We start from the raw sequence: 19426 nt of genomic DNA on the forward strand, positions 1-19426 counted from the left end.
AGCCTCACCCGGGGCCTAGGTGGCCGGGTGTACTCGGCTCAATTCAGTGCTGATCCGGTCAATGACAGCGGCGGCGACGTCGGATTTGGAACCTGCCGCCGACTGCGGGGCCGCGCCATGGCCGGAGAGAATGATCACAGAATTCTGGTCCTGGCCGAACACGCGCCCGACGCCGACCTGATTGACGACCAGAAGGTCACAGCCCTTGCGTTTGAGCTTGGCAGTGGCGTGCTCCAGGACGTTGCCGTCCTCGTCTCCGGTCTCGGCCGCAAATCCAACGATCAATTGCGTAGATGCCTCTGCGTCGCGGCGCAATACCAGCTCGTGCAGGATGTCCGGGTTCTGCACGAGGCGCACCACGGGGGCGTCGTTGCCGTTGACCTTCTTGATTTTCGTGTCTGAAACTTCGGCGGGGCGGAAGTCGGCGACGGCCGCGGCCATGATCACGACGTCGGAGCCGACGGCGGCTTCCACCGCGGCGTCACGGAGCTCCAAAGCCGACTCAACCTGGATCAGTTCGACGCCCGCCGGTGCCTGGACGTCCATGTGCGCAGCGAGGAACCGAACATGGGCGCCTGCGTCAAGGGCCGCGGCGGCCAGCGCAACACCCTGCTTGCCGGAGGACCTGTTCCCTAGGAACCGGACCGGATCCAGGGCTTCCCTCGTGCCGCCGGCGGAAATCGTGATGGTCCGCCCGGCCAGGGGTTTGGGGCCGGCAATTCCCGTTGAGGGCGCGGTTGAGTCGACCAACGCCATGGCGGCTGCGAAGATCGCCTCCGGCTCCGGCAACCTGCCTGGACCGGAATCCGCGCCTGTCAGCCGGCCGACTGCGGGTTCCAGGACGGTGATGCCCCGGCTGCGCAGTGTCTCCACATTCGCCTGGGTGGCTTGGTTCTGCCACATTTCAGTGTGCATTGCGGGAGCGAACAGCACCGGGCCATGGGCCATGAGGAGTGTGTTGGTCAGCAAATCCCCCGCCTGGCCGGTTGCCGCCTTGGCCAGCAAGTCGGCAGTTGCCGGGGCGACCACGATGAGATCCGCCTCATGGCCGAGACGGACGTGGTTGACCTTCTCCACGTCGTCAAAGACGCTGTTGCTCACTGGATTGCCCGAGAGGGCCTCCCAGGTAGCCACGCCGACAAAGCGGATGGCGGCCTCCGTGGGAATGACCGTGACGTTATGTCCGGCTTCAGTAAAAAGCCGGAGGAGCGATGCAACCTTGTAGGCTGCGATCCCTCCCCCGACTCCGAGGACTATGCGCACGTGACCTCCGTCAACAGGCAGTCTGTTTTACTCTGCGGGCTCGATGGGGGTGGAAACCAGCAGGCCTTCGTTGATCTCGCGCAGGGCGATGGAAAGCGACTTCTCGTTCAGCTTCGTGTCGACCAGCGGGCCAACGTACTCGAAGAGGCCCTCGTGCAGCTGGGCGTAGTACGCGTTGATCTGGCGCGCGCGCTTGGCGCCGAAAATCACCAGGCCGTACTTTGAATCGGCAGCAGCAAGCAGCTCGTCGATCGGCGGGTTGATGATGCCTTCAAGGTTCGTGGACACGAATTCTCCAAATTCTAACGGGCTGACAAGTGCTAGCGCTTAGCGCAGGTGCGGGGTAAGCCCCATGAGTGAAACAAGCTCGTCCGCTGCCCGGCGTACGTCGTCATTGATGACGGTGTGGTCAAACTCCGGTTCAGCGGCAAGTTCCAGTTTAGCGGTTTCCAGCCGTCGCTGCTGTTCCTCCGGGGTTTCGGTGCCGCGACCGACCAAGCGGCGGACCATTTCATCCCAGCTGGGCGGAGCGAGGAAGACGAAGTTGGCGTCCGGAACCGCTGCCTTGACCTGGCGGGCGCCCTGCAAATCGATCTCCAACAGCACGGACCGGCCTTCGGCAATGGCAGCGTCCACCGTGCTCCGCAGCGTTCCATAGCGGTTCTTTCCGTGGACGACGGCCCACTCAAGCAACTGGCCATCATCGACAAGTGCGTCGAATTCTTCGGCGGACTTGAAGTAGTAGTGGACACCGTCCTTCTCCCCCGGCCGCGGCGCACGGGTGGTGGCTGAAACTGACAGCCAGACCTCGGGGTAATTGTCCCGGATATATGTGGATACTGTTCCCTTGCCAACGGCAGTGGGGCCTGCGAGGACGGTCAGTCCCGGATTCTTGCTCACATCGTCCTTCGTGGAGAGGCTATGTACGCTGCATTCGTTTAAACGCTGTATTTGTCTTCCATAAAATCTATCAGCGACCGGGACTGGTGAATTCCCAGGCCCTTGAGCCTGCGTGACGGGGCGATTCCAATCTCTGCCATGATGGCCGCAGCCCGGACCGGGCCAATGCCCGGAACGGCCTCGATGAGCTCGGAAACACGCATGCGCGCGATAGCTTCGTCAGTCTGCGCCGACTTGATCAGCCGGGCAATGCTGAGTTCGCCCGTCCTGAGCTGTTCCTTCGCGAGAGCCCGCCTTGCCCGGGCTCTCGCTGCCTTTTCCAAGGCATCGGAACGTTCCTCTGGAGACAAAGCCTTTAAGGTCACTGACACATCCCCCTTTGGCCGGCATCGAGTGCGTAGCGGATTGGACTGATCCCGAAGCTATCGTGTGGTCAGCACGCAGCGCAATGCATTGGAGCCACCAACATCAGGCTCAGCCTTCCAGCAAGCCGTCGCGGGTTGCCTCAGTGGCAGAGCGGAGCCCGGCAATCGTTGGACCAGCCGCGAGGATTCCGCGGCTCGAGGTTGCCAGGACCGCCGGGTGTGCCGCGCCGAAAGTGGCACGCAGATCCGCCGGCGTAGCTCCTTGCGCGCCCAGCCCGGGTGCCAGGATGGGCCCACGAACAGCGTCGAGGTCCAAGCCAAGGTCCACCAAGGCGGTGCCGATCGTGGCACCCACCACGAGACCGACGGACCCCATGGCGCCGGAGTAGCGGCGGTTCTCATCGGCCGCTGACTCGGCGATCCGCCGAGCCACCGATTCCGAACCGCCAACGTGCTGCACGGACTTGCCCTCGGGGTTGGACGTCAGGGCGAGCACGAAAACACCACGGCCGGACTCCGCCGCGAGGTCGAGCGCCGGACGCAGCGACTCGAAGCCGAGGTACGGGCTCAGCGTCACCGAGTCTGCGACCAAGGCGGAACCATCCCGTAGCCAGGCGTCGGCATAGGCAGCCATCGTGGAGCCAATGTCTCCCCGCTTGGCATCGGCGATACTCAGTACTCCGGCATCGGATGCGGCCCCAAGGGTCCGCTCCAATACCGCCATTCCTGCAGAGCCGTGGCGCTCATAGAGCGCCACCTGCGGCTTGACCGCGGCAGCGAGCGTCGCCACGGCCTCCACGACGGTGAGCGAAAAGCGCTCCAGGCCTGCGACGTCGTCGTTCAATCCCCAGTCCGCCAGCAACCCCGGGTGCGGGTCAATGCCGACGCACAAGGGGCCCCGGGCGGCCATCGCGGCAGCCAGGCGGGAACCGAACGGCTCCCGTCCCTGCTGCCCGGCTGCGGCAGACTCAGGCATTGACGGCCTCGGCTGCCGCGGCCTGCGAAGCTGACAGCGCGGCAGCGTGCTCCTGCAGGCTCGTCACCGACCATTCGTAGGTGCGCAGCGCCTCGATGGCCTGCACGGCGGCGTTGAACTCCGCAACAGTGGTGATGCAGGGGATGCCGATGGACGTCGCGGCAGCGCGGAGTTCGTAGCCGTCGCTGCGGGCTTCGCCGCCGGAAGGCGTGTTGAAGACCATGTCGATCTCGCCGGCGATGATGAGGTCGGCGATGGTTCCTTCGCCTTCGGCGCTGCTGCCTTCCGCGACCTTGCGGACCGGGGTGGCCTGGATGCCGTTACGGCGCAGGACATCCGCGGTGCCGCCCGTGGAGACGATCTCGAACCCGAGATCGGACAAGCGCTTGACGCCCATGATCACCGAGCGCTTGTCGCGGTTGGCGACAGAGACGAAGATCTTGCCTTCGGTGGGCAGCGCGTTGTTGGCCGCGGCCTGGCTCTTGGCGAAAGCGGTGTCGAAGTGCTTATCGATGCCCATAACCTCACCCGTGGAGCGCATTTCCGGGCCGAGCAGTGAGTCCACTACCTTGCCTTCCGGGGTCCGGAACCGGCTGAACGGCAGCACGGCTTCCTTTACGGCAACCGGCGCGTCGAGCGGCAGGGTTGAACCGTCGCCCGTCTCCGGCAGCATCTTGTAGGCGCTGCGCAACTGGTTGATGGTGACGCCGGTACCGATCAGGGCCGCGGCCTTGGCCATTTGCACGCCCGTTGCCTTGGAGACGAACGGAACGGTGCGGGAAGCGCGCGGGTTGGCCTCGAGCACGTAGAGCACGTCGGACGCCAGCGCGAACTGGATGTTGATGAGGCCACGGACGCCGACGCCTTCGGCGATGGCCCGGGTGGCGGTGCGGACGCGTTCGATCACGTTGCTGCCGAGGGTGATCGGAGGCAGGACGCAAGCGGAGTCACCGGAGTGAATGCCGGCTTCCTCGATGTGTTCCATGATGCCGCCGAGGTACATGTCCGTGCCGTCGAAGAGCGCGTCGACGTCGATTTCGACGGCGTCCTCGAGGAACCGGTCGATCAGTACCGGGTGGTCCGGGGTGATTTCCGTGGCGTTGGCGATGTAGCGCGAGAGGTTGGCCTCGTCGTAGACGATTTCCATGCCGCGGCCGCCCAGTACGTAGGACGGACGGACGAGGACCGGGTAGCCGATTTCGTCAGCGATCTTCTTGGCGTCCTCGAAGGACACGGCGGTGCCGTTCTTCGGGGAGATCAGTCCGGCCTGGTCAAGCACGCGGGAGAACATGCCGCGGTGCTCGGCAAGGTCGATAGCTTCCGGGGACGTACCCAGGATCGGGACTCCGGCGTCCGCCAGTTGCTGTGCGAGCTTGAGCGGGGTCTGGCCGCCGAGCTGTACGAACACGCCCATGACGCCGCCCGTGCGCTCCTCTGCCGCGATGACCTCGAGGACGTCCTCGAGTGTCAGCGGTTCGAAGTAGAGGCGCGTGGAGACGTCGTAGTCCGTGGAGACAGTTTCCGGGTTGCAGTTGACCATGACGGTCTCGTAGCCGGCCTTGCGCAACGCCATGGAAGCGTGGACGCACGAGTAGTCGAACTCGATGCCCTGGCCGATGCGGTTGGGGCCCGAACCCAGGATGATGACGGACGGCTTGGAGTGCAGGCCGACCTCATCCTCCTCGTCATATGCCGAATAGTGGTACGGGGTGTACGCGGCGAATTCGGCGGCACAGGTGTCCACCGTCTTGTAGACCGGACGGATGCCCAGGGCCTGCCGGACGCCGCGGACAACGGCCTCCGGGTTGTGCGTCAAGGCGCCGATCTGCTCATCCGAGAAACCGTGGCGCTTGGCGTTGCGGAGCATGTCTTCCGTCAGGGCACCGGCTTTGCGGATCTCGTGGGACATCTCGTTGAGCAGCTGCAGCTGGTCCAGGAACCACGGATCGATCTTGGTGGCGGCGTAGAGCTCCTCGACCGAAGCGCCGCCGAGCAGGGCGCGCTGGACCTGGTGGAGGCGGTCCGTCGTCGGGCGCTTGGACTTCTCGATGAGTTCCGGAACTTCCCATTCGGGAACGTGGCTGAAGTCCAGCTGCGAGCCCTTCTGCTCAAGGGAGCGAAGGGCCTTCTGCAGGGCCTCCGTGAAGTTGCGGCCCATCGCCATGGCTTCGCCGACGGACTTCATGGTGGTGGTCAGCGTGTTGTCGGCCGCCGGGAACTTCTCGAACGCGAAGCGGGGAACCTTGACGACGACGTAGTCGAGCGTCGGCTCGAACGATGCCGGCGTCTTCTGCGTGATGTCGTTGGGGATCTCGTCCAGGGTGTAGCCCAGGGAGAGCTTGGTGGCGATCTTGGCGATCGCGAAACCGGTGGCCTTGGAAGCCAGCGCCGAAGAACGCGAAACACGCGGGTTCATTTCGATGACGACGACGCGTCCCGTGTCCGGCTCGATGGCGAACTGGATGTTGCAGCCACCGGTGTCGACGCCGACTTCGCGGATGACGGCGATGGAGATATCCCGCAGCCGCTGGTATTCGCGGTCGGTCAGGGTCAGGGCCGGGGCTACGGTGATGGAATCGCCTGTGTGGACACCCACCGGATCGAAGTTCTCGATGGAGCACACAACAACGACATTGTCGTTCTTGTCGCGCATCATCTCGAGCTCGTACTCTTTCCAGCCGAGGATGCTCTCTTCAAGCAGGACCTCGGAGGTGGGGCTGTACTGCAGGCCCTGGCCCACGATGCGGCGCAGGTCGTCCTCGTTGTACGCCAGGCCGGAGCCCAGGCCGCCCATGGTGAAGGACGGACGGACAACCATCGGGTAGCCGAGGTCTTCCGCCGCGGTCAGCGCTTCATCCATCGTGTGGATGATGTGGCTGCGGGCCGACTCGGCGCCGCAGCGTTCCACGACGCCCTTGAACTTTTCGCGGTCCTCGCCAAGTTCGATCGCGGCGATGTTGGCACCGATGAGTTCGACGTTGTACTTCTCGAGCACACCGTTCTTGTCCAGGGCGATGGCCGTGTTGAGGGCCGTTTGTCCACCCAGGGTGGGCAGGACGGCGTCCGGGCGCTCCTTGGCGATGATCTTTTCGACCACCTCGGGCGTGATGGGCTCGACGTAGGTGGCATCGGCGAACTCGGGGTCGGTCATGATGGTGGCCGGGTTGGAGTTCACGAGGATGACGCGCAGGCCCTCCTCTTTGAGCACCCGCAGGGCCTGGGTTCCCGAGTAGTCGAATTCGGCTGCCTGGCCGATGACGATCGGGCCGGAACCAATAACGAGGACGCTCTTGAGATCTGTACGCTTTGGCATTACTTGTTGTCCTCGTTCTTCGCGGAGTTCGATGTCTGAGTGTCGGCGGCCTGCGCGGCGTCCTGGCCGTTCTTCGTGCTCTCCATCAGGTCGATGAAGCGGTCGAAGAGGTAGGCGGCGTCGTGAGGCCCGGCTGCGGCTTCGGGGTGGTATTGGACCGAGAAGGCCGGGATGTCGAGGCAGGCGAGTCCTTCGACGACGTCGTCGTTGAGGCTCACGTGGCTGACCTCCACACGGCCAAAGCGCTCTTCAGGAGCCATCGTGGCGCCATCCATGGGAGCGTCGACGGCGAAACCGTGGTTCTGCGAGGTGATCTCGACTTTGCCGGTTCGGCGGTCCATCACCGGCTGGTTGATCCCGCGGTGGCCGTACTTGAGCTTGTAGGTACCGAATCCGAGGGCCCGGCCCAGGATCTGGTTGCCGAAGCAGATTCCGAAGTACGGCATCTTCTCATCGAGCACGGAGCGGAGCAGCTTCACCTGGGCATCCGCGGTGGCGGGGTCGCCGGGGCCGTTGGACATGAAGAAGCCGTCAGGGTTGACTGCCTTGACGTCTTCAAGCGTTGCGGTGGCCGGCAGGACGTGGACGCGTACGCCGCGTTCGGCGAAGCGGACCGGGGTCATGGCCTTGATGCCAAGGTCGATCGCGGCGATGCTGAACTTCGGCTCGCCGTCCCAGCCATGGTCCGCGGGCTCGACGACATATGCTTCGTCGATGCTCACTTCTTCGGCCAAACGGGCGCCTTCCATGGGTGCGCTGGCCAGGACGGTGTCCAGGAGCTCCTTGTCGCTTGCCTTGGCCGCCTCGCCGGAGAAGATTCCTGCTCGCATGGTCTTGTGCTCGCGCAGGTGCCGGGTGATGGCACGGGTGTCCACGGCCTGGATGCCGACGATGCCCTGTTCAACGAGCTCTGCGTCGAGGCTGCGTTCCGAGCGCCAGTTCGAGGGGCGGCGCGCGGCGTCGCGGACCACGTAGCCGGCCACCCAGATGCGGCGGGACTCGGCGTCTTCCTTGTTCACTCCGGTGTTACCGATGTGCGGAGCCGTCTGGACCACCAGTTGGCGGGCGTAGGAGGGGTCCGTAATGGTTTCCTGGTAGCCGGTCATGCCGGTGGCGAAGACCGCCTCGCCCAGGGCCACACCCGTGGCGCCGTAGCTGCGGCCGCGGAACGTGCGGCCGTCTTCGAGGACCAGCACTGCCGCTGAGGACTCTGCTGGGTTGGTATTGCCTGCTACTGCATTGCTATCCGTCACTTTGTTACTTTCCACTATCGGCATCTGCCTGGGGGGCTGCAGAGATCAATTCTTGAAGTGCTTCGAGGAGCGGTTGCTTGTCGGCGGCGCGCCTGGGCCTGAATCCGGTATCGAGTTCGTGCTCACCGAGCATCCAGCTCAAGGTCACGAGTCCATCCTTCTCCACGAACTTGCCGGCCATGCCGTTGGCGCTGCCGTAATCGGTCACGGCTTCCGCCGGAACGAACAATGGTGCGGTCCCCTTCCGGTCGAAGAGGACGCCTTCCGGATGGACGCTCATTTCCGCGTTCCCGCGGAAGCCAAGCCCGTGGACGGCTACCCGGTCAAGCCAGTCTCCCGCCGTAGTCGTGGCCACATACTGCCCTTCAGCCACAATGCCTGCCGGGCTGAGCGTTTCAGGTACGTCCGGAAGCTGCCCGAGGCCGGCCTGCCGCTTGAGCCTGCCGCGCCAACCTATCGCAATGAGTCCGGCCGCGACCGCGGCGAGAACCACAACGAGGAGCAGGGAAGCAATCTTGGTGTCCATCAGTTGCTGCCGGCGCCGGCCGGCTCCGCTGCGTAGCGGTACGGCGTGTTGAGCTTTCCGTCCAGCACCGTCGGGTGGCCCTTGAAGAAGGTGGCGACGACGGCACCCGGCAGCTCTTTGCCCGCGAAGGGTGAGTTCCGGCCCATGGTCGCCATCTTATGCGGATCCACCGTCCACCGGGCAGCCGGGTCCACCAGGATGACGTTCGCGGGCTCGCCGGCCTCGAGCGGACGTCCCTGATCCGCCACACGGCCAATGGCCGCGGGAACGGTGGATGTGACGCGGGCGAAGTCTGCCCACGTCATGAGCCCGGTTTCGATCATGGTTTCCTGGACTACCGACAAGGCAGTCTCCAGTCCCGTCATGCCCATGGCCGCCTGGGCCCACTCGCACTCTTTGTGCTCGCTTGGATGCGGGGCGTGGTCCGTGCCGACGACGTCGATCGTGCCGTCCGCGAGCCCGGCACGGAGCGCCTGGACATCCGCGTCGGTGCGCAGGGGCGGGTTGACTTTGTAGACGGGGTCGTAGCTGCGGACGAGTTCGTCGGTAAGCAACAAGTGGTGGGGCGTGACCTCCGCGGTGACGTTGATCCCACGTTCCTTGGCCCAACGGACGATCTCCACCGAGCCGGCGGTGGATACGTGGCAGACGTGCAGGCGCGAGCCGACGTGCTGGGCAAGGAGGACGTCCCGGGCGATGATGCTTTCCTCGGCGACTGCGGGCCACCCGGCCAGGCCGAGAACCGCGGAGACGGTGCCCTCGTTCATCTGGGCACCCGCAGTGAGGCGGGGTTCCTGCGCGTGCTGGGCGACGACGCCGTCGAACGCCTTGACGTACTCCAGGGCGCGGCGCATCAGCACGGGATCGTGGACGCAGATGCCGTCGTCGGAGAAGACCCGGACCTGGGCACGGGAGTCTGCCATGGCCCCGAGTTCGGCGAGCTGCTCACCGGCGAGCCCGACCGTGACGGCACCTACCGGGCGCACATCTACCCAACCGGAGGCACGGCCCAGGCTGTGGACCTGCTCGACGACGCCGGCGGTGTCCGCCACTGGGTTGCTGTTGGCCATGGCGTGGACCGCGGTGTAGCCGCCAAGGGCTGCCGCGCGGGTACCCGTTTCAACAGTCTCCGCGTCTTCGCGGCCAGGTTCACGCAAATGGGTGTGGATGTCGACCATGCCGGGAAGCGCCACGAGGCCCGCGGCCTCGATCACGGTGGCACCTTCGGCGGAAAGGCCGGTGCCGCGCTCAGCGATGACGCCGTCGCGGATCAGCAGGTCCTCGGCGTCGCCACCCAGGATGGCCGCACCGCGGATCAAGTAAGTGCCTGTTGCGGTCTCGGTCATCAGTTGCTCTCCTTATCGGAACGGGCGGTGCCCGGCATGGGGGCGGCTTCACGGGAATCCCCCGAAAGCAGCAAGTACAGGGCGGCCATCCGGACCGAAACACCGTTCCGGACCTGAGCCAGGACCGTGGAGCGCGGCGAATCGGCGGCAGCGGAAGAAATCTCCAGTCCGCGGTTCATGGGGCCGGGGTGCATGATGATGGTGTCCTTGAGCCCGAGTTCGTCGAGGGCGCGCAAGCGGGCGTCGTCGAAGCCCCAGCGTCGCGAATACTCGCGGGTGGAGGGGAAGAAGGAAGCGTTCATGCGCTCACCTTGGACGCGCAGCATCATCACGACGTCCACCCCGGCCTCGAGGGTCTCGTCGAGGTTGTAACTGACCTTGCAAGGCCAGTGTTCGACGCCGATCGGCAGCAAAGTGGGCGGCGCCACCAGGGTTACTTCCGCACCAAGGGTGCGCAGGAGCCACACGTTCGAGCGTGCGACACGGGAGTGCAGGACGTCGCCGGCGATGGCGACGCGCATGCCCGTGAGGTCCGCGCCGGTGGATGCCGAACCGTGCAACCTGGACCAGTGCCGGCGCATCGTGAACGCGTCCAGGAGAGCCTGCGTGGGGTGTTCGTGGGTGCCGTCACCGGCATTGATGACGGCTGCGTCGATCCAGTCGGTGGCAGCCAAGCGGTGCGGAGCCCCGGAAGCCCAGTGGCGGATGACTACCGCATCGGCCCCCATGGCTGCGAGGGTCTGCGCGGTGTCCTTGAGGGATTCGCCTTTCGAAACCGAGGAACCCTTGGCCGCGAAGTTGATGACGTCGGCGGAAAGCCGCTTGGCCGCTGCCTCGAAGGAAATGCGGGTGCGGGTGGAGTCCTCGAAGAAAAGGTTGACCACGGTGCGGCCCCGCAAGGCCGGGAGTTTCTTGACCTCCCGGTCCCCCACGGCAGCCATCTCTTCGGCGGTGTCCAGGATCCGGATGGCGTTCGTTGCGCTGAGGTTCTCGGTGGAGAGCAGGTGTTTCATGCGCCTGCCTCGATCACTACTTCATTGATGGGCTGACCGTCCACCGAATCGAGTTCTTCAAGGTGGACCCGGACCTTTTCCGAAGAAGACGTGGGCAGGTTCTTGCCGACGTGGTCCGCGCGGATCGGCAGTTCGCGGTGCCCGCGGTCCACAAGGACGGCCAGGCGGACAATGCGTGGCCTGCCGAGGTCGATGATGGCGTCCAGGGCTGCCCGGATGGTGCGGCCGGAGTACAGGACGTCATCGATAAGGACAACAACCTTGTTGTCGATGCCGGACAAGGGCAGCTTGGTGGGGTACGGAGGCCTGGCGGGCTGGTGGGAAAGATCGTCACGGAACATGGTGACGTCCAGCTGACCAACAATTGCGGAGGCGTTGACGGATGGATCCGCGGCGGCGATTTTCCCTGCCAGCCGCACGGCCAGCGGATAACCGCGGCGCGGGATGCCCAAAAGAACCAGATCCTGGGAACCCTTGTTGGCTTCGAGGATCTCGTGGGCGATACGAGTGAGCGCACGGTCGATATCCGCGTGGTTGAGAACAACCCGGGACGGCACCGGCGCAGTGACTTCAGTCATCGCTCGTCTCCCCTTTCCCCGCCTCACGGGACGGAATTAAAAAAGGAACATTTGGTCTTCAAAATTACCACAGGGGCGAGGCCTGTCCGCTTCCGGCAAGGGCCGGTCCGTGCGTTATTGCTCACACCCGGCTAAAGCGAAGGGCCGGTGCCCACAGTTTCCTGTGGCACCGGCCCTTCGTATGCTTACGATGCCGCCTAAGCGAGCAGGGAAGGCTTCAGCGTCTGCAAGCGGCCAAGGAGGCCATTGATGAACGCAGGAGATTCGTCGGTGGACATGACCTTGGCCAGGGCTACCGCTTCGCTGACTGCCACGCCGTCCGGCACGTCGTCGTTGTAGAGGAGTTCCCAAGCGCCGATCCGCAGGATAATGCGATCGACCGCCGGCATCCGCTCCAGGGTCCAACCCTGGGCGTAGGTCTGCAGGAACTCGTCGATTGTGGGCTGCATGGCAACCACGCCCTCCACGATGTCCACCGTGTATGGGTTGACCACGAGGTCGGTCATTTCCCGGCGGGCCTTCAAGACCTCGAAAGCGGAGGCGGAACGCTGCTCCGCCTCGAAGAGTACTTCGAGGGCCCTGTTACGGGCCTTACCACGGGCGCTCACTAGTCGTTGACCCGGCCCAGGTAGCTGCCGTCGCGGGTGTCTACCTTGACCTTGGTGTTGTTCTCAACGAACAGGGGCACCTGGATCTCGTAGCCGGTCTCGAGGGTAGCCGGCTTGGTTCCAGCCGAGGAGCGGTCGCCCTGCAGGCCCGGCTCGGTGTAGGTGATTTCGAGGACAACGCTCGGCGGCAGTTCGATGTAGAGCGGAGTGCCCTCGTGGATGGCGATGTTGACCATCTGGTTTTCCAGCATGAAGTTGGTGGCGTCGCCTACCGTGGCGCCGGAAACCGTGATCTGGTCGAAGTCCTGGGTGTCCATGAACACGAAGTCCGCGCCGTCCTGGTACAGGTACTGGTAGTCGCGGCGGTCAACCGTGGCAGTTTCGATCTTGAGGCCGGCGTTGAAGGTCTTGTCGACCACCTTGCCGGACATGACGTTGCGCATCTTCGTACGCACGAACGCGCCGCCCTTGCCCGGCTTGACGTGCTGGAACTCAATGATGTTCCAGAGCTGGCCCTCGAGCTTCAGCACGGTTCCGTTCTTGATGTCATTTGTGGTTGCCACTAGTATCCTCTGGTTTCTTTCACTGGTGCTAGCTACCGCTTTAGCTACTGGTTTAGCTTCCAGCCGACTATGCCAAGCAGGCATGCCGTGACGGCCGCCAGCGCGTATTTATCAAAAATCCAAAGTCCATTCTACCGGCAAAATGCGATGTGCCAGCCCGCGCCTGTCTCAGGAGGCGAACTCGAGGACGTTCCGGGCGCGTTGCAGGGCCACAGCAGAGGAGTAGATCAGGGAAGCGTCAGCCGCCAAGGCGACGCGCAGATCCAAGGCCTTGGTAAACGACTCTGCCGCGGCGACGTGGTTGCCGGCCACAAAATGGGCCCTCCCCAGATACTGGTGGACGACCGGTTCCTTGGCGGTTCCGTGGACTTCGCCCAGTAGCTGGCGAAAGAGCTCCACGGCACGGTCAAAGCGGTTGGTGGCGCGGTGTAGTTCGGCTTCGAAGATCCGCAATTTGAACGACTCGGGATCGTTGTAGCGCGCCTCGGCCAACAGCTCTGCGGCTTCTCCCGGGTGGCCTTCGAGCATGAGCGCCATGATGCGGTCGGCGGGATCGCTGGACTCGGCCAGTGCGGACTGCATGGCTTCCTCGTTGACGATGGCGGGCAGGAGGGTGTCCGGGTTGGTGCGCACACCGGGAAACCCGCCCGTGGGCCAGTCACTGATGCTGCTGAAGGTCTCGGTGGTCATGATGCGATCTCCTGGTAGGCAGCGAAGAGCAACGAGGTGTCCGGAACGTCGAGGATCCCGGGCTTCGCGACGCCGTCGAGCACCACGAAACGCAAGAGGTCTCCGCGGGACTTCTTGTCACGGCGCATGCCGTCGAGCAGGCCCTGCCAGCGGTCCCGGCGGTAGGTGACCGGCAACCCGAGTCCCTCGAGGATGGTGCGGTGCCTGTCGGCGTCGACGTCGGAAAGCCGGCCGACGCTGCGGGCGAGCTCTGCGGCGAACATCATGCCGACCGAAACGGCGGCGCCGTGCCGCCACGAGTAGCGTTCCACGAGTTCGATCGCGTGGCCGAGTGTGTGCCCGTAGTTGAGGATTTCGCGCAAACCGGATTCCTTGAGGTCTTCGGAAACCACCTTCGCCTTGACGGCGATCGCACGTTCGATAAGCTGACGGAGCACTGCCGAGCCTGGATCGGTGACCTCTTCCGGCTTGTTTTCGACTAGCTCCAAGATCACCGGATCAGCAATGAAGCCGCATTTGATGACCTCTGCCATTCCGGAGATCAACTCGTTCTTGGGCAGCGTCTGAAGCGTGTCCAGGTCCGCGAGGACAGCCGCGGGCGGGTGGAAGGAACCCACCAGGTTCTTGCCTTCCGCCGTGTTGATGCCGGTCTTGCCGCCCACGGACGCGTCCACCATGCCAAGGAGGCTCGTGGGCATGTGGATGACCTTGACGCCGCGCAGCCACGTGGCTGCGACGAATCCGGCGAGGTCGGTGACCGCGCCGCCGCCGACCGCCACGATGGCGTCGGAGCGGGTGAAGTCGTTCTGGCCAAGCACTTGCCAGCAGAAGGCGGCAACCTGGATGTGCTTGCCTTCTTCGGCGTCCGGGATCTCGGCGGTGAGGGCGGTGAATCCGGCAGCCTCAAGTTCGGCGCGGACCGTATCGCCCGTAAGGCGCAAGGCACGCGGGTGGACCACCAGGACCCGCTTGACGCGCTCCCCCAGTTTCGCGGGAAGGGTCTCCAAGAGGCCGCGTCCGACGACGACGTCGTAGTTCTCGTTGGCGGACTGGCCAGTGACCTTGATGACAGTTGCTTCGTTGCTCACTTTTGCACTTCCTCTTTCAAGGCCGCGTATTCACGCAGTCTTTCCTCCACGTGGAGGGCGATTTCCGCCACGGTTCCGGACCGGACGTCGACGATGATGTCTGCAAGGCGTTCATAGACAGGACGCCGGGCGGCAAAAAGGGTCTCCCAGCGAGCCATGGCGTCGCCGGCCAGGAGTGGCCGGCCCGTGTTGCGGGCGATGCGCTCGGCGACAGTCTCAGCGTCGCACTCGAGGTAGATCACGGTGCAATCACCCAGCAGCTGCTGCGTGCCGGAATCGAGCACTGCGCCACCACCAAGCGAAACCACCGCGCCGTGGATGTTCGCAGCTTCGACGGCGCGTGCCACCGTCCTGGCCTCGATCTCCCGGAAGGCATGTTCTCCGCGACCGGCGAAAATATCCGCGATCGTGCCGTGGTGCTCAACGATGACGGCGTCCGTGTCCACGAAGGGCACGCCCAATTGCTGGGCGAGCTGCTGGCCAATGACCGACTTACCGACGGCCATCGGCCCAACCAAAGCGATCGCGCGCCCATAACCGGCGCCCGAGCTACTGCGGACCACTAGTGGCCGACCGAGTCCAGGGTTGCCGGAATGCTGTCCAGGTAACCCCGAAGGTTCCGGGCGGTCTCGGCGACCGAATCACCGCCGAACTTCTCAGCTACGGCCTCGGCCAGCACGAGGGCAACCATGGCTTCAGCCACGACACCGGCCGCCGGAACGGCACAGACGTCGGAGCGCTGGTGGTGCGCCTTGGCAGCCTCACCGGTGCTCACGTCAATGGTCTTCAACGCGCGCGGGACGGTGGCGATGGGCTTCATGGCGGCGCGGACACGCAGGACCTCGCCGATGCTCATGCCACCTTCAATGCCACCGGCACGGTTGGTCTTGCGGACGATCCGGCCGGTCTCGTCCTTCACGATTTCATCGTGCGCGGCGGAGCCCCGGCGGGCCGCCGTCAGGAAGCCATCGCCCACTTCGACGCCCTTGATCGCCTGGATGCCCATCAGGGCGGCAGCCAGGCGGGAGTCGAGGCGACGGTCCCAGTGCACGTAGCTGCCGAGTCCCGGCGGAAGACCGTAGGCCAAAACTTCGACAACACCGCCGAGGGTCTCGCCTTCCTTGTGTGCCGCGTCAACCTCGGCCACCATGGCGTCGGAGGTTTCTCGATCGAAGCAACGCAAAGGATCGGCATCGAGGGCCAGAACGTCGGACGGCACCGGGAGGGGGCGGCCTTCGGGCACGGTCACGCTCGCGATGGAAACAGTGTGGCTGACGAGCTCAATGCCAAGCTGCTTCAGGAATTGCGAAGCGACGGTACCCAAGGCAACACGCGTGGCGGTTTCCCGGGCGCTGGCGCGTTCCAGGACCGGGCGGGCCTCAGGGAACCCGTACTTCTGCATGCCCGTGAAGTCTGCATGGCCGGGCCGCGGACGTGTCAAGGGAGCGTTGCGGGCCTGGTCCGCGAGCAGCGCCGGGTCAACCGGGTCGGCAGACATAATCTGCTCCCATTTGGGCCATTCGGTGTTGCCGATCTGGATCGCGACGGGGCCGCCCTGCGTCACGCCGTGCCTGACGCCGCCGAGGATGCTCACTTCGTCCTGCTCGAACTTCATCCGGGCGCCGCGGCCATAGCCTAGACGGCGACGCGCCAAGGCGTCACGTATTTCCTCGCTGGTGAGTTCAACACCGGCGGGGACGCCTTCAATAATTCCGAGCAGTGCCGGGCCATGGGATTCACCGGCAGTCAACCAACGCAACATATATCCAATCCTGCCATGTAAGGCCCTTACTAGACCCGCCGGGGAAGCCCGACTGAGTCACACATCACATCTATGACATCGGCGGTGACGTCAGCTCCGGAAAACAACCGGACTTGCTCCACGGCTTGATAGAGCAACATCTCGAGCCCCGGAACTACTACTCCGCCCCGCGAATGCCATGCTTCGGCAATGCGGCTGGGCCAAGGATCGTAGGCGACATCGAGCAGCACGCCGGTGGCGCCGGGAAGCTTGTCGTCGTCGGGAAGCTTGTCATCGTCGGGAAGCTGCTCAAGCTGCGTCGCAATGCCGTCTGCCGCCCGCGGCGGAAGCGTGGAGATCACCAGATCGGCTCCCGACATGGCTTCAGCAGCTTCGGCCAGCGGCCGGAGGTGAATGGAAAGCCCGACGGCGGCTGCCGCGGCTTTCGCCTCGGCGGCCCGTCCGGCGTCGCGCACAAAGACGTCAACGTGTTTCGAACCGAGTTCCCGGAGCGCCGCAATAGCCGCTGCGGACGTTCCTCCGCCGCCAAGGATCGCGGAGTTCGGCCGTTCAGTGACTCCTGCGTTCCTCACGGCTTCGACGATGCCGGCCACATCCGTGTTGTGGCCGACGCGCCGCACGCCTTGCTCAGTAGCTTCGAAAGCCACCGTGTTGATGACGCCCAAGTACGCGCCGGCTCCGCGGACCTCGTCGACTTGGTCCACCATGGCGGTCTTGAGGGGCATGGTGACGGACAAACCGCACCAGTGGTCCCCGGCCTCGAGGCCCGCCATGAAGGCGGGGAGCCGCTCGACGGTTACGTCGATCGCCGAGTATTCGATGTCGAGCCCGAGCTTCGCGTACGCCGCGCGGTGGAGTGCTGGTGACTTCGAGTGACTGATGGGGTGCCCCAGGACGGCAGCACGTCTACTCACACGCACCGTCCGGCGTTGGCCGCACACCACGCGTTGTACTGGTCAACGTACTTCAAGTGTTCCGCCAACGTGCTGGAGAACTTGGTCTCCTTGGTGTCGAGGTTGATGGTCACCCAGTAGAGGTAGTTGTTGGCTGTCGGCTTGGCGGCGGCATCGATCGCCGTCTTGCCGGGCGAACCGATGGGGCCGACAGGAAGGCCTACGTTGGCGTAGGTGTTGTAGGGGTTGCTCTTGTCAGCCTTCTGGGCATCGGTCAAGTGGAAAGTCTTGGTACCCAGGCCGTAGGTAACGGTTGCATCCGACTGGATGAGCCCGTTCGTCTCGGTGTTGCCCGGCTTGAGCCTGTTGTAGATGGCGCCTGCTACATTGCCGTAGTCGGCCTGGCCGCCTTCAGCCTGCACGATGCTGGCCACCGTGATGGTCTGGTATTGCTTGGCGGGATCCGTGACGCCCTGGGCCTTGAGCTCGTCGGTGGTGGCCGTGACGAGCTTCTGGAGGATGTCCTTGGCAGAGGTTCCAAGGGGGAAACGGTACTCACCCGGTGCCAGGAAGCCTTCCAGGTTCTTTGCCGGGGCAGGGACACCAAACTGGGCAGGTGAATCACTGAGCGCCTTCAAGTCGGACAAAGGTATGCCCGAACCCTTGGCGATCGCATCAAGGGATTCACCGATGCGCAATCCCGCACTCAGCGCGAAGTACATGACCTTGGAAGAATCCTTGCCGAGGAGCACATTCACCGCATCGGAGTTTTTCATTTCCGTTTTGAAAGTGAAATCACCCGGTGAGAGTTCACCCCCTGCAGCAGTGAAGGCCGCCACGAAAGAATCGGCGTCGGCGATGACGTGCTGGCTCTGGAGGTTGGTCGCGACCAGCTTGGGGCCGGAGCCCGGGGCCACAGTGATGGTGACCGAGCCGGTACCCGGGCCAGGGTAGTCGCTGACCTTGTCCATCCCGAGCAATGGCTTCAGGAACTGCGCCCCAACAGCGACCGCTGCGACGAACACGGTGAGGGTGAGCAGGAGCGCGACAAGACGGCGGCGCCTGCGGACCTTCTTCGAGGGGACCTTTGGCGCCGGAGTCGAGGCTGCCATGAGGTCATGGGCGGCGTGCCCATCATGGACCTCGTAGTCGAACTGGGGATCGTGGTGCTCATAACCTTCGTCATGGGCATGCAGCTCGTGGAATTCGTCACCGTGTGCGACGTCGTAGCTGTGAACGGGTTCATCGTGCATAGCATCGTGGTCGATGGCGTGATGATCGACGGCGTCGGGGTGCGCCACGTCGTAGTGCTCGACGTCTGGCTGCACTGTGTCAATGGGCTGCGCCGTGTCAATGGGCTGCGCCGTGTCAATGGGCTGCCGGAGGACGTCAGGCTGCGCCGTGTCAGGCTGCTGCTGCAGGTCCTCTTGGGGCTGGACTGTTTCGCCGTGGATGCCGTCGTCGTGGAAGTCAGCGGCGTGGGTGGTCGCTCCCGGGGCTGCCGGCGCGTAGTCCGGGACGTATGCAGGCTGTGGCTTCGGAACTGCGACAGGTTCAAAGTGGACAGGCACAGGCGGTGGCAGTACCTCCTGGTTCTGCGTCTCCAGGAAACGTTCCCTGGCACGGATTTCACGACGCGTCAGAGGCCTGGTGCGGTCTTCTGCTGCGTCGTTGGAGGGGTCGTTGTTGACCGGGCTCACTATTGTCTTCCCCTCGTTGGAGAGTGTGGATCAATGCCGGAGGCCGGCAGCGGCGCACTGGCACCGTCAATGTGTTGGGGTGGCATAGGCGCCTGCACGCGCCTGCCCACATCTGCACCTCTGGCTTTTTGCATGTCGATCGCGTGCTGCAGAATTCCGGCAGCGGCAACCTGATCCACCACTTTACGATGATCTTTGCTGCTCATGCCAGCTTCATGGAGATTGCGGTGGGCCGTCACGGTACTGAGCCGCTCGTCCACCATGTTGACTGGAACGTCGAGTCCACGGCGCTGCAAGTGGGCTGCCAGCAACTCCGCGTAGTCCGTAGCCATGACCGCAGAAGAGTGTTCTTCACCCTTCATCGTGCGCGGCAGGCCGACGAAAATCTGGACTACGCCGAGCTCCGCGACCTGCCGGACAATGACCCCGATGTCGGAATTCTTCTTGGCGTCCCGGCTCACCGTCTTGAACGGCGTTGCCAGGATCCCGTCCGGATCACAGACGGCAACTCCCACACGGACGGTGCCGACGTCTACCCCCAGTTTGATGCCCCGGGGGTAGTCGTCGTTGCTCGCAATGGCCTCCAAGA

20 protein-coding genes are annotated in these 19426 nt (G+C 64.3%); all 20 read right to left on the reverse strand.

Annotated features, from left to right (window positions below):
• Window positions 1–15 precede the first annotated feature (15 nt).
• Entirely contained in the window at window positions 16–1263 is a 1248-nt protein-coding gene (gene coaBC / locus ACFVTG_RS01180; RefSeq protein ID WP_284755662.1) for a bifunctional phosphopantothenoylcysteine decarboxylase/phosphopantothenate--cysteine ligase CoaBC, read from the reverse strand.
• A gap of 27 nt (window positions 1264–1290) precedes the next feature.
• Complete coding sequence (gene rpoZ, locus ACFVTG_RS01185; RefSeq protein ID WP_028267125.1) at window positions 1291–1551, reverse strand: DNA-directed RNA polymerase subunit omega; 261 nt, start codon at window positions 1549–1551, stop codon at window positions 1291–1293.
• Between the two features lie 39 nt (window positions 1552–1590).
• On the reverse strand, window positions 1591–2163 hold the full coding sequence (gene gmk, locus ACFVTG_RS01190; protein WP_390277365.1) for a guanylate kinase: 573 nt from the start codon (window positions 2161–2163) through the stop codon (window positions 1591–1593).
• A 38-nt stretch (window positions 2164–2201) separates the two neighbouring features.
• Window positions 2202–2528 (reverse strand): integration host factor, actinobacterial type, encoded by a 327-nt coding sequence (mihF, locus tag ACFVTG_RS01195; RefSeq protein WP_284755665.1) that lies wholly within the window; start codon window positions 2526–2528, stop codon window positions 2202–2204.
• 109 nt (window positions 2529–2637) lie between these two features.
• Entirely contained in the window at window positions 2638–3504 is an 867-nt protein-coding gene (gene pyrF, locus ACFVTG_RS01200) for an orotidine-5'-phosphate decarboxylase (protein WP_390277367.1), read from the reverse strand.
• On the reverse strand, window positions 3497–6817 hold the full coding sequence (gene carB / locus ACFVTG_RS01205) for a carbamoyl-phosphate synthase large subunit (protein WP_390277369.1): 3321 nt from the start codon (window positions 6815–6817) through the stop codon (window positions 3497–3499). Before carB ends, pyrF begins: the two co-directional genes overlap by 8 nt.
• On the reverse strand, window positions 6817–8094 hold the full coding sequence (carA, locus tag ACFVTG_RS01210) for a glutamine-hydrolyzing carbamoyl-phosphate synthase small subunit (protein ID WP_390277372.1): 1278 nt from the start codon (window positions 8092–8094) through the stop codon (window positions 6817–6819). The genes carB and carA overlap by 1 nt, the downstream gene beginning before the upstream one ends.
• Window positions 8075–8596, reverse strand: coding sequence for a hypothetical protein (locus ACFVTG_RS01215; protein WP_390277375.1), 522 nt, complete (start codon window positions 8594–8596; stop codon window positions 8075–8077). Before ACFVTG_RS01215 ends, carA begins: the two co-directional genes overlap by 20 nt.
• A complete protein-coding gene (locus ACFVTG_RS01220) occupies window positions 8596–9942 on the reverse strand; it encodes a dihydroorotase (RefSeq protein ID WP_390277377.1) in 1347 nt (448 codons plus the stop codon). Before ACFVTG_RS01220 ends, ACFVTG_RS01215 begins: the two co-directional genes overlap by 1 nt.
• Window positions 9942–10955: an aspartate carbamoyltransferase catalytic subunit gene (locus tag ACFVTG_RS01225; RefSeq protein ID WP_390277379.1), complete on the reverse strand. Its 1014-nt coding sequence runs from the start codon at window positions 10953–10955 to the stop codon at window positions 9942–9944. Before ACFVTG_RS01225 ends, ACFVTG_RS01220 begins: the two co-directional genes overlap by 1 nt.
• Window positions 10952–11533 (reverse strand): bifunctional pyr operon transcriptional regulator/uracil phosphoribosyltransferase PyrR, encoded by a 582-nt coding sequence (gene pyrR / locus ACFVTG_RS01230; RefSeq protein WP_284755677.1) that lies wholly within the window; start codon window positions 11531–11533, stop codon window positions 10952–10954. The genes ACFVTG_RS01225 and pyrR overlap by 4 nt, the downstream gene beginning before the upstream one ends.
• A 197-nt stretch (window positions 11534–11730) precedes the next feature.
• Window positions 11731–12141, reverse strand: a complete 411-nt coding sequence (nusB, locus tag ACFVTG_RS01235; RefSeq protein ID WP_059389192.1) for a transcription antitermination factor NusB — start codon at window positions 12139–12141, stop codon at window positions 11731–11733.
• Window positions 12141–12704, reverse strand: coding sequence for an elongation factor P (gene efp / locus ACFVTG_RS01240; RefSeq protein ID WP_028267136.1), 564 nt, complete (start codon window positions 12702–12704; stop codon window positions 12141–12143). Before efp ends, nusB begins: the two co-directional genes overlap by 1 nt.
• 168 nt (window positions 12705–12872) lie before the next feature.
• Window positions 12873–13394 carry a tetratricopeptide repeat protein gene (locus ACFVTG_RS01245; RefSeq protein WP_284755680.1) on the reverse strand — a complete coding sequence of 174 codons (522 nt, stop codon included), beginning with the start codon at window positions 13392–13394 and terminating at the stop codon, window positions 12873–12875.
• Complete coding sequence (gene aroB / locus ACFVTG_RS01250; protein WP_390277382.1) at window positions 13391–14482, reverse strand: 3-dehydroquinate synthase; 1092 nt, start codon at window positions 14480–14482, stop codon at window positions 13391–13393. The genes ACFVTG_RS01245 and aroB overlap by 4 nt, the downstream gene beginning before the upstream one ends.
• Complete coding sequence (locus ACFVTG_RS01255) at window positions 14479–15045, reverse strand: shikimate kinase (RefSeq protein ID WP_284755683.1); 567 nt, start codon at window positions 15043–15045, stop codon at window positions 14479–14481. The genes aroB and ACFVTG_RS01255 overlap by 4 nt, the downstream gene beginning before the upstream one ends.
• A complete protein-coding gene (gene aroC / locus ACFVTG_RS01260; protein ID WP_284755685.1) occupies window positions 15045–16244 on the reverse strand; it encodes a chorismate synthase in 1200 nt (399 codons plus the stop codon). Before aroC ends, ACFVTG_RS01255 begins: the two co-directional genes overlap by 1 nt.
• A gap of 29 nt (window positions 16245–16273) precedes the next feature.
• Window positions 16274–17158: a shikimate dehydrogenase gene (locus ACFVTG_RS01265; protein WP_390277384.1), complete on the reverse strand. Its 885-nt coding sequence runs from the start codon at window positions 17156–17158 to the stop codon at window positions 16274–16276.
• The gene (gene mltG, locus ACFVTG_RS01270; protein WP_390277386.1) at window positions 17155–18837 is read right to left on the reverse strand and encodes an endolytic transglycosylase MltG; all 1683 of its coding nucleotides are present in this window, start codon (window positions 18835–18837) and stop codon (window positions 17155–17157) included. The genes ACFVTG_RS01265 and mltG overlap by 4 nt, the downstream gene beginning before the upstream one ends.
• On the reverse strand, window positions 18837–19424 hold the full coding sequence (ruvX, locus tag ACFVTG_RS01275; RefSeq protein ID WP_284755688.1) for a Holliday junction resolvase RuvX: 588 nt from the start codon (window positions 19422–19424) through the stop codon (window positions 18837–18839). The genes mltG and ruvX overlap by 1 nt, the downstream gene beginning before the upstream one ends.
• Window positions 19425–19426 lie beyond the last annotated feature (2 nt).

Source organism: Arthrobacter sp. NPDC058127 (assembly GCF_042884555.1).
Taxonomy (GTDB): domain Bacteria; phylum Actinomycetota; class Actinomycetes; order Actinomycetales; family Micrococcaceae; genus Arthrobacter.

What these genes read in the sequence shown, in the direction of transcription:
- pyrR (WP_284755677.1), bottom strand. Translation starts at nt 11,533, where the DNA reads ATGACTGAAGTCACTGCGCCGGTGCCGTCCCGGGTTGTTCTCAACCAC.
- carB (WP_390277369.1), bottom strand. Translation starts at nt 6,817, where the DNA reads ATGCCAAAGCGTACAGATCTCAAGAGCGTCCTCGTTATTGGTTCCGGC.
- carA (WP_390277372.1), bottom strand. Translation starts at nt 8,094, where the DNA reads ATGCCGATAGTGGAAAGTAACAAAGTGACGGATAGCAATGCAGTAGCA.
- ACFVTG_RS01220 (WP_390277377.1), bottom strand. Translation starts at nt 9,942, where the DNA reads ATGACCGAGACCGCAACAGGCACTTACTTGATCCGCGGTGCGGCCATC.
- ACFVTG_RS01215 (WP_390277375.1), bottom strand. Translation starts at nt 8,596, where the DNA reads ATGGACACCAAGATTGCTTCCCTGCTCCTCGTTGTGGTTCTCGCCGCG.
- ACFVTG_RS01245 (WP_284755680.1), bottom strand. Translation starts at nt 13,394, where the DNA reads ATGACCACCGAGACCTTCAGCAGCATCAGTGACTGGCCCACGGGCGGG.
- aroC (WP_284755685.1), bottom strand. Translation starts at nt 16,244, where the DNA reads ATGTTGCGTTGGTTGACTGCCGGTGAATCCCATGGCCCGGCACTGCTC.
- ACFVTG_RS01225 (WP_390277379.1), bottom strand. Translation starts at nt 10,955, where the DNA reads ATGAAACACCTGCTCTCCACCGAGAACCTCAGCGCAACGAACGCCATC.
- pyrF (WP_390277367.1), bottom strand. Translation starts at nt 3,504, where the DNA reads ATGCCTGAGTCTGCCGCAGCCGGGCAGCAGGGACGGGAGCCGTTCGGT.